The 19,421-nt window shown below is 37.0% G+C and carries 19 protein-coding genes; 6 read left to right on the plus strand and 13 right to left on the minus strand.

Going from position 1 to position 19,421, the window contains the following annotated elements:
- Positions 1-44 precede the first annotated feature (44 nt).
- Entirely contained in the window at positions 45-257 is a 213-nt protein-coding gene (locus tag CH354_RS03540) for a hypothetical protein (protein ID WP_238760335.1), read from the minus strand.
- Between the two features lie 166 nt (positions 258-423).
- On the opposite strand from CH354_RS03540, the gene CH354_RS03545 reads away from it, so the two are divergent.
- Together CH354_RS03545 and CH354_RS03550 are read left to right on the plus strand one after the other, a co-directional pair.
- Positions 424-654, plus strand: coding sequence for a hypothetical protein (locus tag CH354_RS03545; protein ID WP_100725929.1), 231 nt, complete (start codon positions 424-426; stop codon positions 652-654).
- A gap of 181 nt (positions 655-835) precedes the next feature.
- Positions 836-2,407, plus strand: a complete 1,572-nt coding sequence (locus CH354_RS03550) for a MutS-related protein (protein ID WP_243395948.1) — start codon at positions 836-838, stop codon at positions 2,405-2,407.
- Between the two features lie 56 nt (positions 2,408-2,463).
- Here the strand turns inward: CH354_RS03550 and CH354_RS03555 are convergent, their stop codons facing one another.
- The 7 genes from CH354_RS03555 to CH354_RS03585 are packed head-to-tail and all read right to left on the minus strand — an operon-like array spanning position 2,464 to position 11,602.
- A complete protein-coding gene (locus CH354_RS03555; RefSeq protein WP_100766281.1) occupies positions 2,464-4,581 on the minus strand; it encodes an AsmA family protein in 2,118 nt (705 codons plus the stop codon).
- 7 nt (positions 4,582-4,588) lie between these two features.
- Positions 4,589-5,545 (minus strand): ABC transporter ATP-binding protein, encoded by a 957-nt coding sequence (locus CH354_RS03560; RefSeq protein ID WP_100719689.1) that lies wholly within the window; start codon positions 5,543-5,545, stop codon positions 4,589-4,591.
- The gene (locus tag CH354_RS03565; protein WP_100766282.1) at positions 5,538-6,527 is read right to left on the minus strand and encodes an ABC transporter ATP-binding protein; all 990 of its coding nucleotides are present in this window, start codon (positions 6,525-6,527) and stop codon (positions 5,538-5,540) included. The genes CH354_RS03560 and CH354_RS03565 overlap by 8 nt, the downstream gene beginning before the upstream one ends.
- A complete protein-coding gene (locus tag CH354_RS03570; RefSeq protein WP_100719684.1) occupies positions 6,524-7,573 on the minus strand; it encodes an ABC transporter permease in 1,050 nt (349 codons plus the stop codon). Before CH354_RS03570 ends, CH354_RS03565 begins: the two co-directional genes overlap by 4 nt.
- Complete coding sequence (locus CH354_RS03575; RefSeq protein WP_100719683.1) at positions 7,570-8,580, minus strand: ABC transporter permease subunit; 1,011 nt, start codon at positions 8,578-8,580, stop codon at positions 7,570-7,572. The genes CH354_RS03570 and CH354_RS03575 overlap by 4 nt, the downstream gene beginning before the upstream one ends.
- Positions 8,581-8,583: 3 nt before the next feature.
- Positions 8,584-9,630 carry a lipocalin-like domain-containing protein gene (locus CH354_RS03580; protein ID WP_100725429.1) on the minus strand — a complete coding sequence of 349 codons (1,047 nt, stop codon included), beginning with the start codon at positions 9,628-9,630 and terminating at the stop codon, positions 8,584-8,586.
- Positions 9,617-11,602, minus strand: a complete 1,986-nt coding sequence (locus tag CH354_RS03585) for a SpoIIE family protein phosphatase (protein WP_100725430.1) — start codon at positions 11,600-11,602, stop codon at positions 9,617-9,619. The genes CH354_RS03580 and CH354_RS03585 overlap by 14 nt, the downstream gene beginning before the upstream one ends.
- Positions 11,603-11,739: 137 nt before the next feature.
- Between CH354_RS03585 and CH354_RS03590 the strand changes: the two genes are divergently transcribed.
- Entirely contained in the window at positions 11,740-12,195 is a 456-nt protein-coding gene (locus CH354_RS03590) for a hypothetical protein (protein WP_100725431.1), read from the plus strand.
- Here CH354_RS03590 and ispF read toward each other — a convergent pair.
- Genes ispF through CH354_RS03605 form a run of 3 tightly spaced genes read right to left on the minus strand, consistent with a single transcriptional unit; the run spans position 12,192 to position 14,194 of the window.
- On the minus strand, positions 12,192-12,686 hold the full coding sequence (gene ispF, locus CH354_RS03595) for a 2-C-methyl-D-erythritol 2,4-cyclodiphosphate synthase (protein WP_100725432.1): 495 nt from the start codon (positions 12,684-12,686) through the stop codon (positions 12,192-12,194). The genes CH354_RS03590 and ispF overlap by 4 nt on opposite strands.
- A gap of 1 nt (position 12,687) precedes the next feature.
- A complete protein-coding gene (nadA, locus tag CH354_RS03600) occupies positions 12,688-13,674 on the minus strand; it encodes a quinolinate synthase NadA (protein WP_100725433.1) in 987 nt (328 codons plus the stop codon).
- Between the two features lie 19 nt (positions 13,675-13,693).
- Positions 13,694-14,194, minus strand: a complete 501-nt coding sequence (locus CH354_RS03605; RefSeq protein ID WP_372487255.1) for a hypothetical protein — start codon at positions 14,192-14,194, stop codon at positions 13,694-13,696.
- Here CH354_RS03605 and CH354_RS03610 point away from each other — a divergent pair.
- From CH354_RS03610 to CH354_RS03620, 3 genes are read left to right on the plus strand one after another with little or no spacing between them, the layout of a single operon-like run.
- Positions 14,169-14,927, plus strand: coding sequence for a hypothetical protein (locus tag CH354_RS03610; RefSeq protein ID WP_100725434.1), 759 nt, complete (start codon positions 14,169-14,171; stop codon positions 14,925-14,927). The two genes, CH354_RS03605 and CH354_RS03610, sit on opposite strands and share 26 nt — an antisense overlap.
- A gap of 35 nt (positions 14,928-14,962) precedes the next feature.
- Positions 14,963-15,541: a penicillin-binding protein activator LpoB gene (locus tag CH354_RS03615; RefSeq protein WP_100719688.1), complete on the plus strand. Its 579-nt coding sequence runs from the start codon at positions 14,963-14,965 to the stop codon at positions 15,539-15,541.
- A 16-nt stretch (positions 15,542-15,557) separates the two neighbouring features.
- Positions 15,558-16,964: a COG3014 family protein gene (locus CH354_RS03620; RefSeq protein WP_100725435.1), complete on the plus strand. Its 1,407-nt coding sequence runs from the start codon at positions 15,558-15,560 to the stop codon at positions 16,962-16,964.
- Between the two features lie 16 nt (positions 16,965-16,980).
- Here the strand turns inward: CH354_RS03620 and ftsZ are convergent, their stop codons facing one another.
- Together ftsZ and ftsA are read right to left on the minus strand one after the other, a co-directional pair.
- Positions 16,981-18,171, minus strand: coding sequence for a cell division protein FtsZ (ftsZ, locus tag CH354_RS03625; protein ID WP_100725436.1), 1,191 nt, complete (start codon positions 18,169-18,171; stop codon positions 16,981-16,983).
- A gap of 10 nt (positions 18,172-18,181) precedes the next feature.
- The gene (gene ftsA, locus CH354_RS03630) at positions 18,182-19,420 is read right to left on the minus strand and encodes a cell division protein FtsA (protein WP_100725437.1); all 1,239 of its coding nucleotides are present in this window, start codon (positions 19,418-19,420) and stop codon (positions 18,182-18,184) included.
- Position 19,421: the final 1 nt, after the last annotated feature.

Here is a 19,421-nt window from a genome sequence, read left to right on the forward strand (position 1 = left end):
TATGATAGACTCTACTTTCAGATGGTCAAGAGAAATTTAGATGATTAGTCCCAGTGGAACCCTTCGCGTTGGTGTCCTTTTTTCAAATGGCGTTTGCGTATTTCGTGGAGTTTGGTCATCTGCGAAAGGTTCAGTAGGTTACGTGCCGCAAGACCTTTTTGTGGGAGAAGGGATTCGTCTTCTGTGTTAGCAAAAAACTGGTTGGTTTTAACGAAAGAGCTTTTAAACTCCAAATTCATATCAGGATAGAAATCCATACAAGCCTCCGTGCTTTCCGGTTTCCGGGGTTTCTGTATTTTGAAGGTTCCCACCATCCGTGGTAGGTAGCCTCCCCCCGATATATGTATCGCCGAAAAATGAATATCCTGAAGTAAAAAATTTTGCTTGTACTATTTTTTTTTCTCTGATTTTTGGTATTCGTTCATGACGATTCGATTGGAAAATTCTACAGGGAGACGAAGCGGGCGCTTTGTCGCTTATGAGTATGGAGAAGACCTATTTGGTACTCTGTATTTGGATAAGTTTTCTGGTCGCGAGAAAGGACGTCTCATCGACAAATGGAGATTAAATGACTTAGGAAGTCTCATCCGTGTCCTCGATACAGAGATTTCTCGTAGGGAAGAAGAAAATTACGAACGACCACTTTTCCACTAATCCAACCTATGTTTTCCTTTCCTTAAGGAAAAATAAATACAAATCCAAAATTCAGTTTTTATCCAACCGCCTTAGAATCGTTTCGGTTTTTCGATTATCCACTTTTATAACCTTTTTATTTGCGATTTCTTTTTGTTATCTAACCAAACTCACCTGGAAAGAATATGGATTCTCCCTTCTCGTGTTAGTTCCCTTTGTATACCTTGTTCGATTGTACTCAAATCGAAAGTCACAATTGGATTTTGCGAAAAGAACCCTTCAATTTTTAGAAGGAGAATTACTCCGTCTTTCTGGAGATTTTAAAAAATTAAAAACAAGAGAACTTTGGGAATATCCAATTGAAGTCAGAAACCATCCATTATCCATTGATTTGGATCTTTGCACCAAACAAGGGTTTTTGGGAGTTTTTGACATTACCATCACAAAAGAAGGATTCCATTCCTACTTGTTCCGATTTTTGCAAGAACCAATCGAAGATCGGTATACCATTTCAGACAAATCCTTAGTCAAAACAATCCTAACTCAAAAAAACAAAACATTCCAGTTGATGAGGAAGTTTTTAGTTTTGGAGGGGGAACCAAATGAAAAATTTGAAATCCCTTCGACTAAGAACGAAATCAATTTTTGGAACAAACGAAATTGGCTACGTTGGTTGTTTCCTATATGGGGAATCTTCTCACCAATTTACATCATCTTAGGTTTGTTATTTGATCTACCATTCATTCCTCTTTTATTACTCACCAATGGAATCTTATTCCTAAGTTATCGAAAAGAATCCACTTTGATTTGGAAGGAAATTAAAACCTTAAGCCAATCATCCGTTCGGTTTCAAAAAACATTTTTATTTCTTTCGAAGGAAAGAAATTTCACAAAAAAAATGTTATCAAAAATTGCAAACCTAGGAGATTCTTCAGAACTTTTGGTTTCTCCGCTTCCCCATTTGGTGCTAAATGTTCTTTGTTTATGGGACCTGTGGAAAATCAAATCCTTACAAAAATGGAAACAACAATATTCCTTCCATTGGAATGAATTACAAAATGAAATCATTAAAATTGATTCCCTTCTTCCTATGGTCAATTTTGGATTCTTAAACCCTGAAGCAAACTTTGCAACGATTAGCAATGATGGAACTCTTACATCGGATTCACTGGTCCATCCCATGATTCCTAAAACAAATCGTGTCTTCAATCCATTACCAAAAATGAATCCAGGGGATTTGATGATCGTCACAGGTTCGAATATGAGTGGAAAAACAACTTATATGCGATCGATCGCCATGTCATTGTTACTTGCTGGATCAGGAGCACCTGTATTAGGAAATGGTTTTGAATACCCAGAGTTTCAAATTCATACCTTAATACGTTCACAAGACTCAATGGAAGATGGAGTTTCCTTTTTTTATTCAGAAGTTAGAAGACTCGCTTCCATCATTCACAGTGCAGACAACGCAAAGAAAATCCCCATATTATTTTTAGATGAAATTTTAAAAGGGACAAATTCAAAAGAAAGGTATATTGCCACCCGTGAAATTTTAGCTGTCTTACGCGAAAAAAACTGCATCGTGTTTTTGACAACACATGATCTGAAACTTGCTGAGATGAACTCGGCAAAACGATACCATTTCACGGAACTAGAAACCAATGGTAAGATGGATTTTGATTATCAGATTAGAGATGGAGTTTCTGGCTCCACAAATGCGCTAAGGATTTTACAAAATGAAGGCATTCCCATTCGAAACGATAAGGAAAATTGAAGTATTTAGAGTAATTTAAGAAATGATCAGCTAACAAACTTTATAAAAGGAAAATACTAAGGAAATTTCTCTTTGGTGTTTTCTTCTTTTTTCTCTTCTTCTTCCTTGCCACCAAATATAGATTTTATTCCTTTCCAACTTTTTTGTACACCACCTGTTACATTTTCCACCGCTCGGTTTACATAGTCAGACATAGCAGATCCAGCAATACCTCCAACGGCTGCACCTGCAGGGCTAGCTAAAAAAATTGTACCTGCATATACTGAACCTAACCAAATGGGATCAATGAATGGCGAAGAAACTCCGTATGTTCCACGGTAAATAATGGGAAGTTTTAATGCCTTACCTGCAACTCCTGGAAAACCAATCGTAAACTTCATATCAATGGCTTTGTTAAATCCTATTTTTCCACCACCTGAACCTGCGATGCCATCAGCTTTTAAAGCAAAGTTTTTAATTTCAATGTTTTCATTTGCATACTGAAAATCAAATTTGAGTTCATTATAAGGTGTAGCTCTGCTAAAATCGATTTTCTTTAAATTGATAACACTACCAATGGAACTGATGGGTTTTAATATATTTGTATAACTTAATAATTCTCCATTTTTTGCATTAATATTCCCAACAATTTGTAAATTATCAACCAATCCATCTTCGGTATCAGATGGTGAAAGGATTACAAATTCCGAATCTATACTCCCTGTGATTGGGGATATTTTAAAAATGTCTGATAAAACTGGCGCAATCGAAACATGTTTAATTTCACCTTTTAATGTAAGACCAACAGGTTGTAACCAACGATATTCACCTGTACCAATGACTTCTCCATCATAAACTTTTAATTCGTATCGATTGATGTTTAACTTTCGTTTTGCATAATGCACATTTAATTTTAATGAATCTGCTTTAAAATCGACGATGGTTAAATTTCGAAAATGAAAGTTCAAATAAACATTCATTCTGTTTGCATATCCAGTACTTGGCAAACCACGAGTCAGGATTGATTTTTCAAAATCAGGATCGATCCAAATTTTCGAAACCTTGATGATAGTTGGAACATCTAAATAGTCGGAAGTTCCTTCAAAGGAAACAGTTGGTGAAAGTGGAGGTTTTAAAAAGTTTACAAAACCTGATCCATATAGTTTTGATTTTCCTTTCCATTCAACAATGATATTGGCAAATGACAATTTGTCTTCGTTACTATCATAATTGATAAGAGTCGAAACGTGACCATCGGCAAACGTTTTACCATCTTTTAATGCCAAGTCTTGTACATGTAATTGGTCAACTACAGCATAAATTTTTGATTCATCTCTTTTATAAAATGGGATAGCACCTGATGTTTTTACAAAACGTAAATCACCTCTTGTAAAAATGATTAAAATATCATGTAAATCGATGCCTCTTACGTTTTGAAATTGGAACTCACCTTCTAATCTTAACGTTTCATATGTTAATTTATCTTCGGCAAAAAGAAAATCGACACTTAAAGTAATGGGTTCATTATTTAATTTTCCATACAAATAAAAATCAATATTCCGTAAATCATGGTCTATATGAAGCGTTGTTCCCCAAAGGTATAAATTGATTTTTCGAGAATACAGTTGATCATCGAATAAAATTGTAATGTTTTTAATTTCAATTTGATTAACTAAATTAACAAACACCTTGGAAAAATAGAGTTCCTCAGGTGATTCTTCCTGATTATCAATTTGAACTTTGGATTTGTTTTTAGATGATAAATTTGGTTCATCTAAGGATTGTTCTGAAAGTTTTTCAAATAATGGAAATGATTCATCTTTTTCTCTGGTGATTTCAATTGTGCCAGTATTTAAATAAATTTTTCTTAATTCTAATGGTTTACCAACAAACACTCCATAATATATTTCAATACGAAGTTTTTGGACGTGGATAATTTCATCATCAGCCTTAGAAACTGTAACTTCATTTAACTCAATACCAGGGAAGGGGAAAAATACTGGTTCTGAATTTTTGTAATTCACATTCAGTTGAGTCATTTTATAGGTAGACTCAAGAATTAAATTTTTGTAATAATCGGGATCAGCTAACAGCGGATACAATATAAAAAACATTGTCATTGATATGACAAATATAAATGTTAAAAGTGTTTTCCCGATTACACCTTTGATTGTATCTCGTAAGGATAATTTCACAACAAATTCATAACATCGGAAAGTGGCATTTCACACGATGTAGTTCCGAAGGATAAATTTCCTTTGGCTCCTCTGATTTGCAAATCTCTTTTGCAATCGGACACCTTGTATGAAACCGGCAACCTTTTGGTTGGTTCATAATACTTGGGATTTCCCCAACAAGAGGTTTTGAAATTTTGTTTCGTTGTTTTAAATCAAAACTAGCGGAAAATAAAGCTTTGGTATAAGGGTGGAGTGGATGATTGCTGATTTCATCCCGACTCCCTTCTTCTACGATTTGGCCTAAGTACATCACGGCAATTCGATCAGAAACATGTTTTACGATATTTAAGTCATGTGATATGAACAAATATGATAATCCATATTTCTCTCTTAAAAAAAGAAGGTTATTGATCACTTGGGCTTGTGTGGAGATATCCAAAGCAGATACAGCTTCATCACAAACAACTAAATTTGGTTCTAAGATTAATGCTCTTGCAATCGCAATCCTTTGCCTTTGCCCACCACTAAATTCATGTGGGTACCGATGTAAAATGTCAGCTGGCAAATTGACTTCTGATAAAGCTTTGATTGCTTTTTCTTTTTTCTCAGCCAAACTCATTTTTGGAAAATGAATTTGTAAACCTTCTGTGATGATCTCTTCTATCGTAAAACGAGGGTTTAATGAAGAATAAGGATCTTGAAAAACAACTTGGATTTTTCGCCTTAAATTTTTTTGTTCTTCTTTTGAAATGTTTGTGATGTCTTTGTCTTCAAAATGAATGGAACCTTGGTCAATTGGCAATAAAGAAAGAATGGCACGGCCTATAGTTGATTTTCCACAACCTGACTCACCAACAAGTCCCAAAATTTTTCCTTTTGGAATGGAAAAGTGTACGGAATCAACTGCTACGAGGCGTTTTGTCGAAAAGGAAAGAGATTGGGATTGTTTGTAAGAAACAACTAAGTCTGTTACATTAAGCACTTTCTTTTCCTCCATATAAAAAACATTCCACTATTTGAGAGTCGGATATTTGGGTTGGTTTCGGGATTACTGTATCACAAATTCCTAATTTTTCTTTACAACGAGTGTGAAAGCGACAACCACTTGGATACGATTTTGGTGAAGGAACAATACCTTCAATTGTTACTAATTTTTTTCCAATATTTTCATGAGATGGATAAGCAGAGATCAAAGCTTTGGTATAAGGGTGTTTAGGTGAATCTATCACCATATCCACACTTCCTTGTTCCACGATTTTACCAGCATACATTACTGCAATTCGATCTGCAATATGGCTCACTAGACCAATATCATGTGATATGAATAATACTGACATTCCATGTTCTTTTCTTAGTTCTTTCAGCAATTCAATTAACTGAAGTTGGATGGTGACATCTATGGCACTTGTAGGTTCATCTGCGATCAAAATTTTTGGATCACACATAAGTGCCATTGCGATACAAACTCTTTGTAACATCCCACCAGAAAATTGGTTAGGATACTGTTCCAATCGATGTTTGGCATCTGTGATTCCAACTCGTTCTAATAGATAAATTGCCTTTTTTTCAGCTTCTTCTTTGGAACCAAGTCCATGTAGTAAAAAACTTTCTATTAATTGGTTTCCAATTTTGTGTAATGGATTGAGAGAAGAAAAAGGTTCTTGGAATACATAGGCAATTTCCCTTCCACGAATAGACCTTAGTTTTTCACTGGATGACTCTAATAAATTGGTTCCTTCAAATATGATGGATCCCGTAGGATATAAGGTAGTGTTAGTAGGTAATAACTTGGTTAACGCCAAACATGTAATGGATTTTCCACAACCAGATTCGCCAACTAACGCTAATGTTTCCCCTTTTTTTAAGTGAAAACTAATCCCACTGACAATTGGTAACGTCCCCTCATCTGTTTTGATATGGACACTTAGATCCTCAACTTCAATCGCTATCTGATTGGGGTTCATTCGTAAACCACCTTATCTTTTGGATCAAATGCATCTCTTAATCCTTCTCCCACAAATGCAGAGAACAAGATCGTTAAAAATAAGGCAACCGATGGAAAGGTAATGAGCCACCAAGCTGTTAATCGTTCTCTCCCTTGGCCAATGAGTTCCCCCCAAGACGGATTGGGAGCAGGGATTCCATATCCCAAAAAGTCCAAAGCGGATAAAACAGAAATCGCAGAGATGAGTATGAATGGCAAAAAGGTAACAAGAGGTGTCAGTGAATTTGGTAACAAATGACGCATGATGATGGAATAAGATGAGGCACCTAAAGTTTTTGCTGCATCAACAAACTGTTGTTTGCGGAGCTTTAAAAACTCACCACGCATATAATAACTAAGTCCAATCCAACTGAGTGATCCATAAGTGACAATTAGAACCATAAATCCCCTGCCAAAAAAAGAACCCATGATGAGAATTAAATAGAGGAATGGTATTGCTGATAGGATTTCAATCAACCTCTGCAAAAATAAATCCAATCGTCCAACAAAATAACCTTGTACCCCTCCAATAAAGGAAGCTAGCAGAATTTCAACTACGATAAGAATCAAACTAAATGTCATCGCCAATCGATACCCATAAACAATACGAGTAAACACATCTCGACCACGATCATCTGTCCCCATCCAATGCCGAAATGTTGGTTTGGAAGGTGGATTGGTTCCTTCCTCTAAACTATCCAAATTATCTTCATTCACACCAAATGGGATCGGTGGGAACACCATTCGATTGGAAGAATCTTGGAACCTGGGTTCTCGATTTAATTTTTTATAATTTGGTTCCGTTAAATTATTCCCACCAAATTTAGTTTCTGGATAAAACTGAAAAATGGGAAACGAAACTGAACCTTCATACAATACAAACAATGGTTTGTTGTTAATGAGAAGTGGAGAGAACAAAGAAATTAGATATGTGTAAAAGAGCACAAGTAATGAATAATAGGCTCTTTTATTCTTTTTGAATTTTTCCCACTTACGAATGTTTGCCGGGTTGGAGATAAATTTCATTCGAAATCAATCCTTGGATCTATTAGAATGTAACAAAAATCTGAGACAATTTTACCAATAAGACCTAAAAAACTTTGTGCGAGGAGAAGGCCCATCATCAAATCAGTATCCCTTTCTCGCACGGCTTCAAAGCTAAGTAAACCCATTCCATCAATATTAAAAACAAGTTCAATGAATAAGGATCCAGAAAATATTAAAGTTAGATTACTTCCAAATCCTGTTGCAATGGGTATGAGTGAGTTTCGGAATGCATGTTTAAAAATGGAATCTGAAAAACTAAGACCTTTAGAAAGTGCAGTGCGTACGTATTCTTTTGCAATTTGATCTAACAAACTATTTTTCATGAGTAATGTCAGCACAGCAAAACTACCAACCACATAACAAATCACAGGTAAAAACATATGTGCCAATCTATCTTTTACTTTGCCCCATACACTTAAATCCTCATAAAAATCCGATACTTCATGTCCCAATGGAAAAAAAGAAAAAACTTCTCCTGAAGCAAACAAATACAAAAGTAACATTGCGAAGGCGAAAACTGGCAATGAATAGGTAAAAAAGATGATAAAACTTGAAATGAAATCAAAATGACTGCCTTCTTTCAGTGCTTTTTGGATTCCAAGTGGGATACAAATAAAGTAGGTAAGAAAAAAACCAGAGAGTCCAAAAAACAAAGATACGGGAAGTTTTTCAACGATGAGATCAGAAACCTTTCTTGAATGAAGTCTAGACTCTCCAAGGTCAAATTGAACAATTTGTTTTAACCAATAAAAATAGGCAACAGGTGCAGGTTTATCCAAATGAAGTCTTTTTTTGATGAGTTCAATTTCTTCTTGGGAAATTTGTTTGGTTGATGCTCCCGCTAAGTTACCCGCACCTTTGAGTTTTGCAATTTCACTATTCAGTGGGCCACCGGGCGCAAAATGAGAAATGAGAAAAACTAAAAAAGTGATTCCTAATAGAGTAGGAAAAATTAATAAAAATCGTTTTAAAAAATATTTCCACATGGTTTAGAACTCCCACCAGTCTTTCGATTTTTGATAACCTTTCAATTCTAAATATCCTTTGGCAGACTTTTTTTCCATTGGATCTTTGGCCAAAACCGCCCCTTCCCAATAGATAGTTTTTGTGGAAACACTTCCATCAAACTCTTGTTCATTGAAAATTGGTGAAACAATCCACTCACCACCAGGGTATTTGATCTTCCAATGTAAAGGGTATGTGATTTTTGTTTGATTACTTTTCCAGGAAGTTCCAATGGGAACCATTTGGATATCTTTTGGATCATTCCAATAAGTTACTTTACCTTTTGCATCACGATAAGTCCCAAATATTTCAGGTGTTTGTTCCGGTGCTTCTCTAAACCGAAAAAATACATAGTCACCTCCCCTTTCATCCATGAGACAAATCCAATCCCAACCTGATTGGCCTTTTGCTAAGGTAGGAATGTTTTGAGATGATTTTTCACTCCACTCATGGTCCATCCATGAGTTTCCTGAAACAATGGTTTCTTTTTTCCCCAAAAAAACCAATTGGCCTTTAGTTTTTAATCTCGGATAACTATAGTAATACGAAAATATATTTGGATTTCGTTTAGATTTAATGGAAATTCCATTTTTTCCTTGGGACAAAATGTTTCCATCCCCTTCTAAAGTGAATTCAATTGCGATTTCATTTGATTTAGGTTTTGCTTTGATTAAAAACTTATCTTTTGAAAGAATTTGAAATTCGTATTCACCACTATAAATTCTACTTTGATCATAACCAGCTAGACCACTTAAGTTCCGTTTGATGGTTTGTGCAGTTTTATGTTTACGTCCCGAAAGATCTGAAATTGCAAAATGAACAGGAAACAATTCGGGATTCCAATTCTCATCATCAGAAAACTTCAATCGAAAAAACGAAAGTTCGTAACCGTATGAATTTCCTGATTCGGTCTGGAGTTGGCCGACAAAATAACACCATTCCAAACTAAAATCAGAATGGAAACTATGGTCTTTTGGAAAACTAAAATGAAAAAAACAAAGAGAAAGTAAAATAACCTTAATTTGATTCATCAGGCAACGACTCCCACTTTTTTTCCAGTGGAAGGATATGTAAATACGTGGATTCTATGTATTTCATTTTATCGATCACATCTTTCATTTTTTGTTTTTGATTCAATTTACGATAAAGTTGTGCTAAATTATATAAATTAGATAGGTTCGAATCATTAATGGAATAAGCTTTTTTCCATTCCAATTCGGCTTTTTCGTATTGTTCCACTTGGTAATAACAATAACCTAAAATTGCATGTGATTTAAAATGGTTGGTTTTAAATTTATTATAAGATTCCAACATACCAATGGCTTCATCAAACTTACCGTAGTATGCCAAAGCCTTTCCATACGCGAGCTGAGTATTCAGTTCTCTTGGTAAAATTTGGTGTGCCTTTTCATAACAATTGACTGCAACCTGGTATTCTTTTTGGTGATAGGCTCTATCACCTTGTAATTTAATCTGATGAAACTCTTCTAGTCGTGGTGACAACTGTAATCCGAGTAAAGTGATGTCATCCATTGCGTCTGTTCCCATCGTAAATTCTCTATGATGGTTCATGATGGATTCAACTGTTTCTTGGATTGTGGCATTTGCATTTTCTTCGATCATTTGTAAAAGTTTACTTTCTCCAAATGCATGACCGTGATCATTTTCAGCTTCTGTTAAACCATCTGTGTATAAGAATAATTTATCTCCAGGTTCTAATTGCAGGTGTAAGTCACGGTATGTATCTCCAGCGTCAGGAAACATTCCTAAAAATGTTCCTTCTCCTTCACAGACCTCTGCTTTACCAGTTCGGTTGCGGAATAAAATGGGTCTTGGATGGCCTGCAATTGAATAAACAACTTTATAATCAGAGTGGATGAGCAGATAAACACAAGTGGTGTAACCTTGTTGTTTGACAAGGTCTAGTAACTCTCGATTGATTAGTTTAAATGTTTCAGAGGGTTTTGGTTTTTTAAAATTCGAAAATAACATTTTCGAAAGTGCAGTGATAAAGGCAGCTGGGACTCCATGACCCGATACATCACAAACAGCAACACCTAACTTATCAGTATGGTATGGAAAATAATCGTAATAATCTCCACTCACTTCTTGCATGGGACTAAATCCCGTCCAAAATTGAATCCCATTCCAATCTGGGATAATTTCAGGTATCAATCCTTTTTGGATGTTTTTGGCAAGGCGAAGATCCTTTGCCATCGAGAGTTGTTTTTTTTCTAACTCTTGTTTGAAAGACTTCAATACTTCAACGGCTGCTTCCAAATCACGATTTTCAATTGCAAGCTCACGTGATTTACCAACAACATCTCTTACATCAACTATAGACATCTCTTCCAATGTTGTTTCTGAGCGAGAGGTAACCATCACACGATGGCGAGAAGAGACGTTTTCTTTTGTTAGATGTGATCTAGATAAATACAAAACTTCATCTTTCCATTCCAATTCATATTCGTTTGCATCGGAACCAAATTGTATTTCTTCACCCAGTTCTTTATGAGAAATGTGAATGCCAAAAAGTTTTGTTTTTGTCATTCGGATATTAAATTCTTTGAGTTCAAAAAGGACAGCTAGGCCATTTAACATTCCTTGGAAAAATACTGCATCATACCATTTTTCTTGGAACTCAGGAAGGTAGGTAAAAACAAATTTCACATGTTTGTCTGAAATCGGTTTTACATTTAAATAAACTACTCTTGTTAGGCGACCAATCAAAATTGGTAACCTATAAATCATTTCCACTAAATCAATCCTAGAATCATCTAGTGGTAACAAATCATAGGCATTGGTAATCAATGCTTCAGTTCCTACATGGTATAAAATTCCTGAAATATCGAGTGAGGTGGAAATTTGTTGGATGATTTTATCTTCTAAAGACTGAGAAATCCAATAATTGGGATCCTTAAGAATACGATTGTAGGTGGTATCATCTAAAATCTCTGGAAAAGGGTTCGTGTGAATCGATAGATTTTGTTCACGCTCATACACTTGGATGAGGCCTGATACGCGTTTTGATGATATTTCTCTAGCAGAATGCAGTGGCTAAACCCTCCCGAAGTTTCCCCTCCGGTAGGAGAAAAATAAATTTCAATCGATCCCTAGGCAATAGATTTTTCAATGGAGATATGATTTGGTATCTAAGGGTTTTTGGAATCTTTCTCTTTGTTTTTGTTTTTGCCGTCGTAAGCCAAAAGGAAACTCGTTTGGAACGTACTTGGGAGGTAAAATTAAAACCTGACCAAACCTTAAAGAATTTGTATGAATCCTTCCAACCAAAATCCTTTCGAGCACCTGTCGTGGGTGAAGAATGGGAATCAAAATCCTTGGGCGAAACGGTGAAATGCAAAACAATTTCTGTCACAAATACACCGACAATTTCTTTCCAAATCGAAAGCCAAGGATTCAAACATTACGGAGTTCTAAAAGAAACCTACCAATTGGATCCCACTGAGAACGGTGTTCGTATCCACGGAATTTTAGAAATCCAAACAGCTCCCAATTTCCTTTCGAAACTTTTATTTTTATTCTTTAGCGATGCTGATTTAAACCACATCGCCACTGGGAAAGAAAAAAAATTTTAATCGTGTTTTTTTGTGCTCTCGATGAGCACAGTTGCCATCACCATCACACCTTCACTTCTACCTAAAGCTCCCATCCCTTCCGAGGTAGTCGCCTTAATGGAAACACAGTCTAACGGAAGTTTTGTGATTTTTGCCAAAGATTCATTGAGTTCAGCACGAATTGGATTTATTTTGGGATGATCACCAACATAGGTGCAATCCACATTGATGAGTTTGAATTTTTTTTCCTTTAGAAGATCTAAACATTTATCAATGATCATTGAGGATTTCATATTTTTATACTGTGGGTCAGTGTCAGGGAAATGAACTCCAATATCACCAAGGGCCAATGCACCTAAAATAGCATCTGCTACTGCATGTAAAATTACATCCGCATCACTATGCCCCAAAAAAGCAAATTCCGATTTCACTTCCACACCCGCAAGCATTAGGGGGCGAAATGGTTCATGGATTAATTTATGAAAATCGATTCCGTTTCCAACTCTAAACATACTATTTTTTATAACTCAACTCTAACATACGATTTACAGATTTTTGGGCAAGTGAAATCACTTCCTCATCCAAAAAGATTTCAAATTGTTCTTTTAACAATGCATCTCTAACTTTTTCCAGAGTAATTTTTTTCATATGAGGACATGTTTGGCATGTTGATACAAATTCTTTTTCAGGGAATTCAGCACGTAAATTATCACCCATCGAACATTCTGTCACTAACATGATTTTATCAGTTTTACTCTTACGAATGAAATCAACCATCTGTGATGTAGATCCAGAAAAATCTGCTTCTTTTACAACATCTTCGTGGCACTCAGGGTGAGTGATGACAGTAACACCACCAGGAAACAAACGTTTCGCGGATCGGATATCTTCTGGAGTGTACATTTCATGAACCATACAACGGCCGGGATGAGAGATAATGGTTTTGGTAGTTTGGTTCCTAACATTTCCTGCCAAGTATTCATCCGGTAAAAAGATAACCGTGTCCCCTTCCACTGCATTTACAATTTGTACGGCATTTGCTGAAGTACAACAAACATCAGTTTCTGCTTTCACTTCCGCCGAACAGTTCACATACGTAACAACAGGGACACCTGGGTATTTTGCTTTTAATGCTTTGACATCATCGCGTGTGATGGATTCAGCAAGTGAACAACCAGCTTTGGGATCGGCAATGAGTACCTTTTTTTCAGGAGATAAAATTTTGGCAGTCTCCGCCATAAAATGTACTCCATTAAACAAAATCATGGAGGCAGTTGTTTCTTTTGCCATCTTAGAAAGATACAATGAATCACCAATGATATCAGACACTCCCCAAAACACATCGGGTGTCATATAATTATGACCGAGGATCACAGCATTTTTTTCTTTTTTCAAACGGTTGATTTCTTCAGCAAGTGGGAGGATACGTTCTTCAATTTCATGAGGAAGGTAAATGGGATTTAATTTTTGAACCAATTGGTCTTTGGTGACTAGTGACATTTTATACTCCTATTAACAATCATTGGAAAGGGTCAGACCCAAGTACGGTGTCTGTTTCACGAAGCCCCGAATCGACGGGTGGAACGGAATTCTCAAGAGAACCACATTGGTTCATTGCTTCTTGCCATGAAGTTTCCGCAGAGGATGTACCTGTACGTTGGACTCTTCTATATTCGGAATTGGAGGCAAATGAACTTTGGTTACATGCTTTTGCAATATTATAAGTTAAGTTAATTTTCGAAAAACAATCAAAATACAAAACAGCGACTGAATCCGTACTCAATTCCCTTGGTTGGATTTGTGCTTTTAATTTGGAGATAAGACCTGGGCATACGTTTGTGCTGAGATCCGCAACTGCCACACAATTTGATTCTGTCAGAATAAATCTTTGACAAGCAGATTGTACAGGGCTCCCTTGAGTGAGTAACGTACTCAATAGTTCTGAATTTGAATCTTCACTGGATTTTTTCGTACAGGCAAAGTACAAACACACAATGCCAATGAACAAAAAGAAAACCATCTTCATCCTATTCATCACAATTCTACTCTCCTTCTTACTTGGTGGTCTTGTCTATATCCTTTTTCTCAAAAAATCCAAAGAGAATCCCAAAGAATCCTCTTTTGATTCACGATCCGAGATCTATTGGCAGAGGTTACAAAATCGCCCAGAGGTCCTAAAAGGGTCAGGGTATCCAAGTGATCTCAGGGATTTTTTAGAAACAATTCGAGGGAAGGAATCTTTTCTTTGGAAAGGGGACAGAGAAGAAACATACCGTTATTTACTCCAAGAATTTCCAGATGAAAGAGGGCATGTTTTATATGCTGTCTATGTCGCTTTTATGAATTGGAAGGACAAAAGTTTGGAAATTGAATCTTCTCCTTCCCTCTCCCAATATGAAAAACTAACGGCCGTAAACCGCCTTAAGGAAGAAATTTTTCCCAAATTTTTAAATGAACTTATTTTTCCAAAACACCCCACATCGCCTCCCGTGATTTTATTGTCTTTTTTGGAAGATTACATTCAGAGAAATCCCTATAGTTATGCAAGGGAACGAAAACGCATTTTCCTTCGTAAAAAAGCGGCACTTTACCAAGAGGAAAAATGGGACATCCAATCCTGGGAAAGCCCTTCCTTCTACCGACAGGTAGTCGAGTTAATCTACGAGAGGGAAATGAAGGAAATGTCCGAAGAGGAAAAAACTTTTTATCGTAGTTCTAAAATCGAGGAATTGAAATCGGATTTTTGGAATTGACAAGACATGTTTCCATCCCCCATATAAGTGGGGTTATGAAACAAATTCTATTCTCCTTTCTCTTAGTAGGATTCTTATTCCAATGCAGTTCTAGTCCCAAAAGACTCGACAATGCTGATGATTATATCTCCGACTCAGGTGGACTGACTAGCCAAGAATTGGTGAAAGCGGCCGAAAAATTAGCAGGCCAAATTGGGGAGTATTTCAAAGAAAACCCACATGAAGAAGGTGTTTTTGTGGCACACTTCCCTACACGTAACGATACATCGGAACAAATCCAAACGGAACTCTTTGACAATGCGTTTGTATCCAAACTCATCAAAAACAAAATTTACACAGTTCGTACCAAAACAAGAGAACAATCTCTCAATGAAATTCAGTTCAGTTTGTCCGGACTCACTTCCAATCGTTTATCCATTGGAAAATTGAAGTCTCCTAACTTTTTTGTACGTTGTGATATCAACGAAAACATGTTCACATCGAATGGAGAAAAAATCGTTGAGCAGTCGATTAACATCGAACTCGTAGAAGTGGAAACCACCATTGCGGTTTGGTCAGAAAAGGTATCGTATAGAAAATTAGCAGTTCGAGGAAACAAAGGGGTTAGTTGGTAATCCCTTCCACTATTGCATGAAAAAATCATTTCTCTTTCTTTTTCTTCTCATTCTCGGTTGTGCCAGTGATTACAACAAAGTCATCCAAGCAACCGAATCAGCATACTACGGACAGGATTATGATTCTGCCATTCCTAAAATTAGAGAACTGTTTGAAGGTTCATCGAATAAGGACAAACTTCTATTTTTGATGGAAGCTGGTATGATCTTTCATACCAAAGGTGACTACGTTACTTCCAATAAAGTTTTCAAAGAAGCAGAAGACATTGCAGACAATATCAAAGTCAGTATGACACGGTCTGGGCTTTCGTTCATCCTTTCGGATAACGAATCCAATTATACCGGGGAAGATTTTGAAAGGGTGATGATTAAGTTTTATATTGCGAACAATTACCTGTTACAAGGTGACACCAATAACGCAAAAATTTATTTCAGACGTTTGGATTTTGAACTGAAAGAAATGCGTTTTTTGGCAGCAGAATACCGCCAAAACAATGCAGCTCGCCTCATCGATGCCTATGTATCGGAAAAACTTGGTCGTTATAATGATGCAAGAGTTCAATACAAAAATATGGAACAACTCATTGGCAAAAGCCAAAACCTAATTGCCGACAGATATATGTTAGCTTATAGGGAAGGAGATTCCTCAGACCAATCAAAATACTCTGCTGGCCGATCAAGCTTACAAGCTTACAATCGTTCTATGCAAAGAACTTCACCCGAAAATGAAAAACTTTCAGAAGTTATCATCATTCACGAGGCTGGAAAATCTGCGATCAAAATGTCTAGGGGAAAACTCATTGAAGATGAATACTTTGCTGCTGCCCTTCGTGGTGCAGTAGAAGTTGGATTACGTGCCAAAGGAGCTGGTGCTTCCCTTGCTGGAGCCATTGCTGCTCTTTCTGTAGCTGAGAATCCAATCCCCATTTATAAAGAAAGAGATCCAAAAGGTTCCCTTCCGAAACGTTATTACATCAATGGAGTGGATGTTGGGTATTCCGATATTATGAACAATTACTCCGAAACGGCAATGAACAATTTTAATGAGAACTACAAAGCTCTCATCACCAAAAACTTAACTTCTTTATCGCTGAAGGTAGTCGCAGCCGTGATTGCATCGGAAGCAATGGCACGAGCAATTGAGTCTGGTGGAAAAGGGAAAAATAATGACCTAGTTTCCAGTCTCATTCGTGTGGCAGCTGGTGCTGCAGCAGGCCTTGCGGTTTCACAAACCATCGCACCAGACCTTCGTTGTTGGCGGACCATTCCTTCCAATTTTCAAGTAAAACGAATCTTTTTAGCACCAGGTGAATATGATTTTAAAGTAGAATCACCAGGTTCTGTTGTGACAAGTGCGCCGAGAAAATTGTTAGTGGAAGAAGGAAAACCTTTATTCGTATCGGTGAGATCCTACTCCAACTAACAGTTCTTATTTTAGATCAATCGTTTTTCCTACGTAAAAAAGCAGGAATATCATAATCCTCTCCATAATTCTGAAATGGGGAGGATTGTTTTTGCGCTCCAAAACTTCGATTACTTTGACGAATCCCTCTTGGAACTTCTGATTCTTTTGAAAAACCAGATTCTTTTTCATCCGATTTTTTGAGATACACCATTGGTGAAATTGACTCTTCGGATCCAACAACCTTTTGTTCTCTCTGGTATTGTTTTCCTTTTTTAGAAAAACCTGTGGCAATCACTGTCACTCGGATTTGGTCGGCTAGGCTCTCGTCTTCATTGAGACCAATGATGATATTGGCATCTGGATCTGCTTGGGCCGTGATGATTTGGGAAACTTCATTCCATTCATGGATGGTGAGGTCATTACCACCTGTCACATTGATGAGAAGGGATTTAGCACCTTGGATACTCGAATCCTCGAGTAAGGTATTGTTGATTGCTTGTTCCACTGATTCACTCACGCGGGTTTCCCCACGTCCTTCCCCTACTCCCAATATCGCATCACCCGTATCTTTCATGATGGTTTTCACATCAGCAAAATCAACATTGATGATTCCAGGATGGTTGATGATATCACTGATTCCACGAACACCATTTAACAAGATATCGTCGATCACTCGAAAGGCCATGTCCACTGGTGTATTTTTATCAACAACTTGGAAAATAGAATCATTACGAATGGTGATGAGGGTATCTACATTCGCACGGAGTTGGTCAATTCCTTGTTTGGCAAGTTCTGCTCTTCGTTTCCCTTCAAATGAAAAAGGGACAGTCACAACACCAACAACTAAACATTTTAATTCTTTTGCAATGGCTGCAATGATTGGAGCAGCTCCTGTTCCCGTTCCACCACCCATACCGGCAGTGACAAACACCATGTCTGCTCCTTTTAAAGCAGATACAATTCGTTCCTTATCTTCTAAGGCAGCTTTTTCTCCGAGTTCTGGATCACCACCAGCACCCATACCTCGAGTCACTTTATTACCAAGTTGAATCTTAACTTCAACAGGAGATTTGAGTAATACTTGTTCGTCGGTGTTCATTACAATGAAGTCAACACCTGTCATTTTGGAATGGACCATTCTTGTGACGGCATTCATTCCACCACCACCAACACCAATGACTTTGATAATAGCTGGGCTAGTTTTTTCTTCTTCTAGGTATAACATTCATTTTTCCTTAGAGATTATTCTCCATCCAACGACGAACCTTCTTCATCCATCCCTCTCCTTCGGAAACGGAATGCATGTTTTTTTGTTCCAAGTTTTGTATTTTTGAACTGTATTTGATAAGGCCAACTGCTGTTGCATATTCAGGGCTTGCAATTCTTTCCACAAGACCACTCATTCCAGCAGGTTTTGCACGTCCGACTGATAATCGAAATACTTCTTCTGCAGTGGATTCAATGCCTTGTAATAAAGAAGTGCCTCCTGTTAGGATCACTCCTCCCGCCAAACTCGACTTATAGCCTGATCGTACGAGTTCATGATCGATCATTTCTAAAATTTCGCGAACCCTCGGTTCTAAAATTTCAACAAGTTCTTGGCGGAACACAGATCGTGAAGGTCGACCTGATATAGATGGAATTTCAAATTTTTCAGTTGGGTCCACCAGTTCAATTCTTGTATGGCCGTATCGTTTTTTGATGATTTCTGCTGTTTCTACAGTGGTTTTAAGACCAATGGAGATATCACTTGTGATATGAAACCCACCAAATGGCACAACAGAAGAAAATGCGATTCCCCCATCCACATAAATGATGATATCACAAATACCTGCACCAATATCGACAACTGCTGTTCCTAAATCTTTTTCACCTGCTGTCAAAATGGCTTCGGAAGAGGCAAGGCTCGATAAAACTTTATCCATTTGCAAAAGCCCTGCTTGTTCCACACAACGATCTATATTATTGAGAGCAGTGTTTCCACAAGATACAATATGAACCTCGGCTTCTAGACGAACACCAGTCATCCCAATTGGATCTTTGATATTCACTTGGTCATCTACTTTGAATTCTTTTGTGAGGACATGAATTACTTGTTGGTCATTAGGAACATGTACTGCTTGTGCTGCTTCCACAACACGCATGATATCCATCTCACTTACAATACGTTCTCTATTAGTAACTGCTATAATTCCTTTTTCATTAAAACCATGTACAGATTTTCCAGAAACATTCACAACAACAGAAGTGATCTCTTGGCCAGCCATGAGTTCTGCATCACCAAACGCCTCTATGATGGACTTGGTTGTTGTTTCAATATTAACAATTGATCCGTTTTTGATCCCTGTAGAAGGATAAACTCCAGTTCCAATGATTTCAATTTCATGATCTCCTAATAGTCGTCCAATGACAACCTTGATAAGAGAAGATCCAAGATCTAAAGCAGTTATAATAGGTGAATCATCTTCAATCATA

The organism is Leptospira levettii, assembly GCF_002812085.1.
In the GTDB taxonomy this organism is placed as follows: Bacteria; Spirochaetota; Leptospiria; order Leptospirales; family Leptospiraceae; genus Leptospira_A; species Leptospira_A levettii.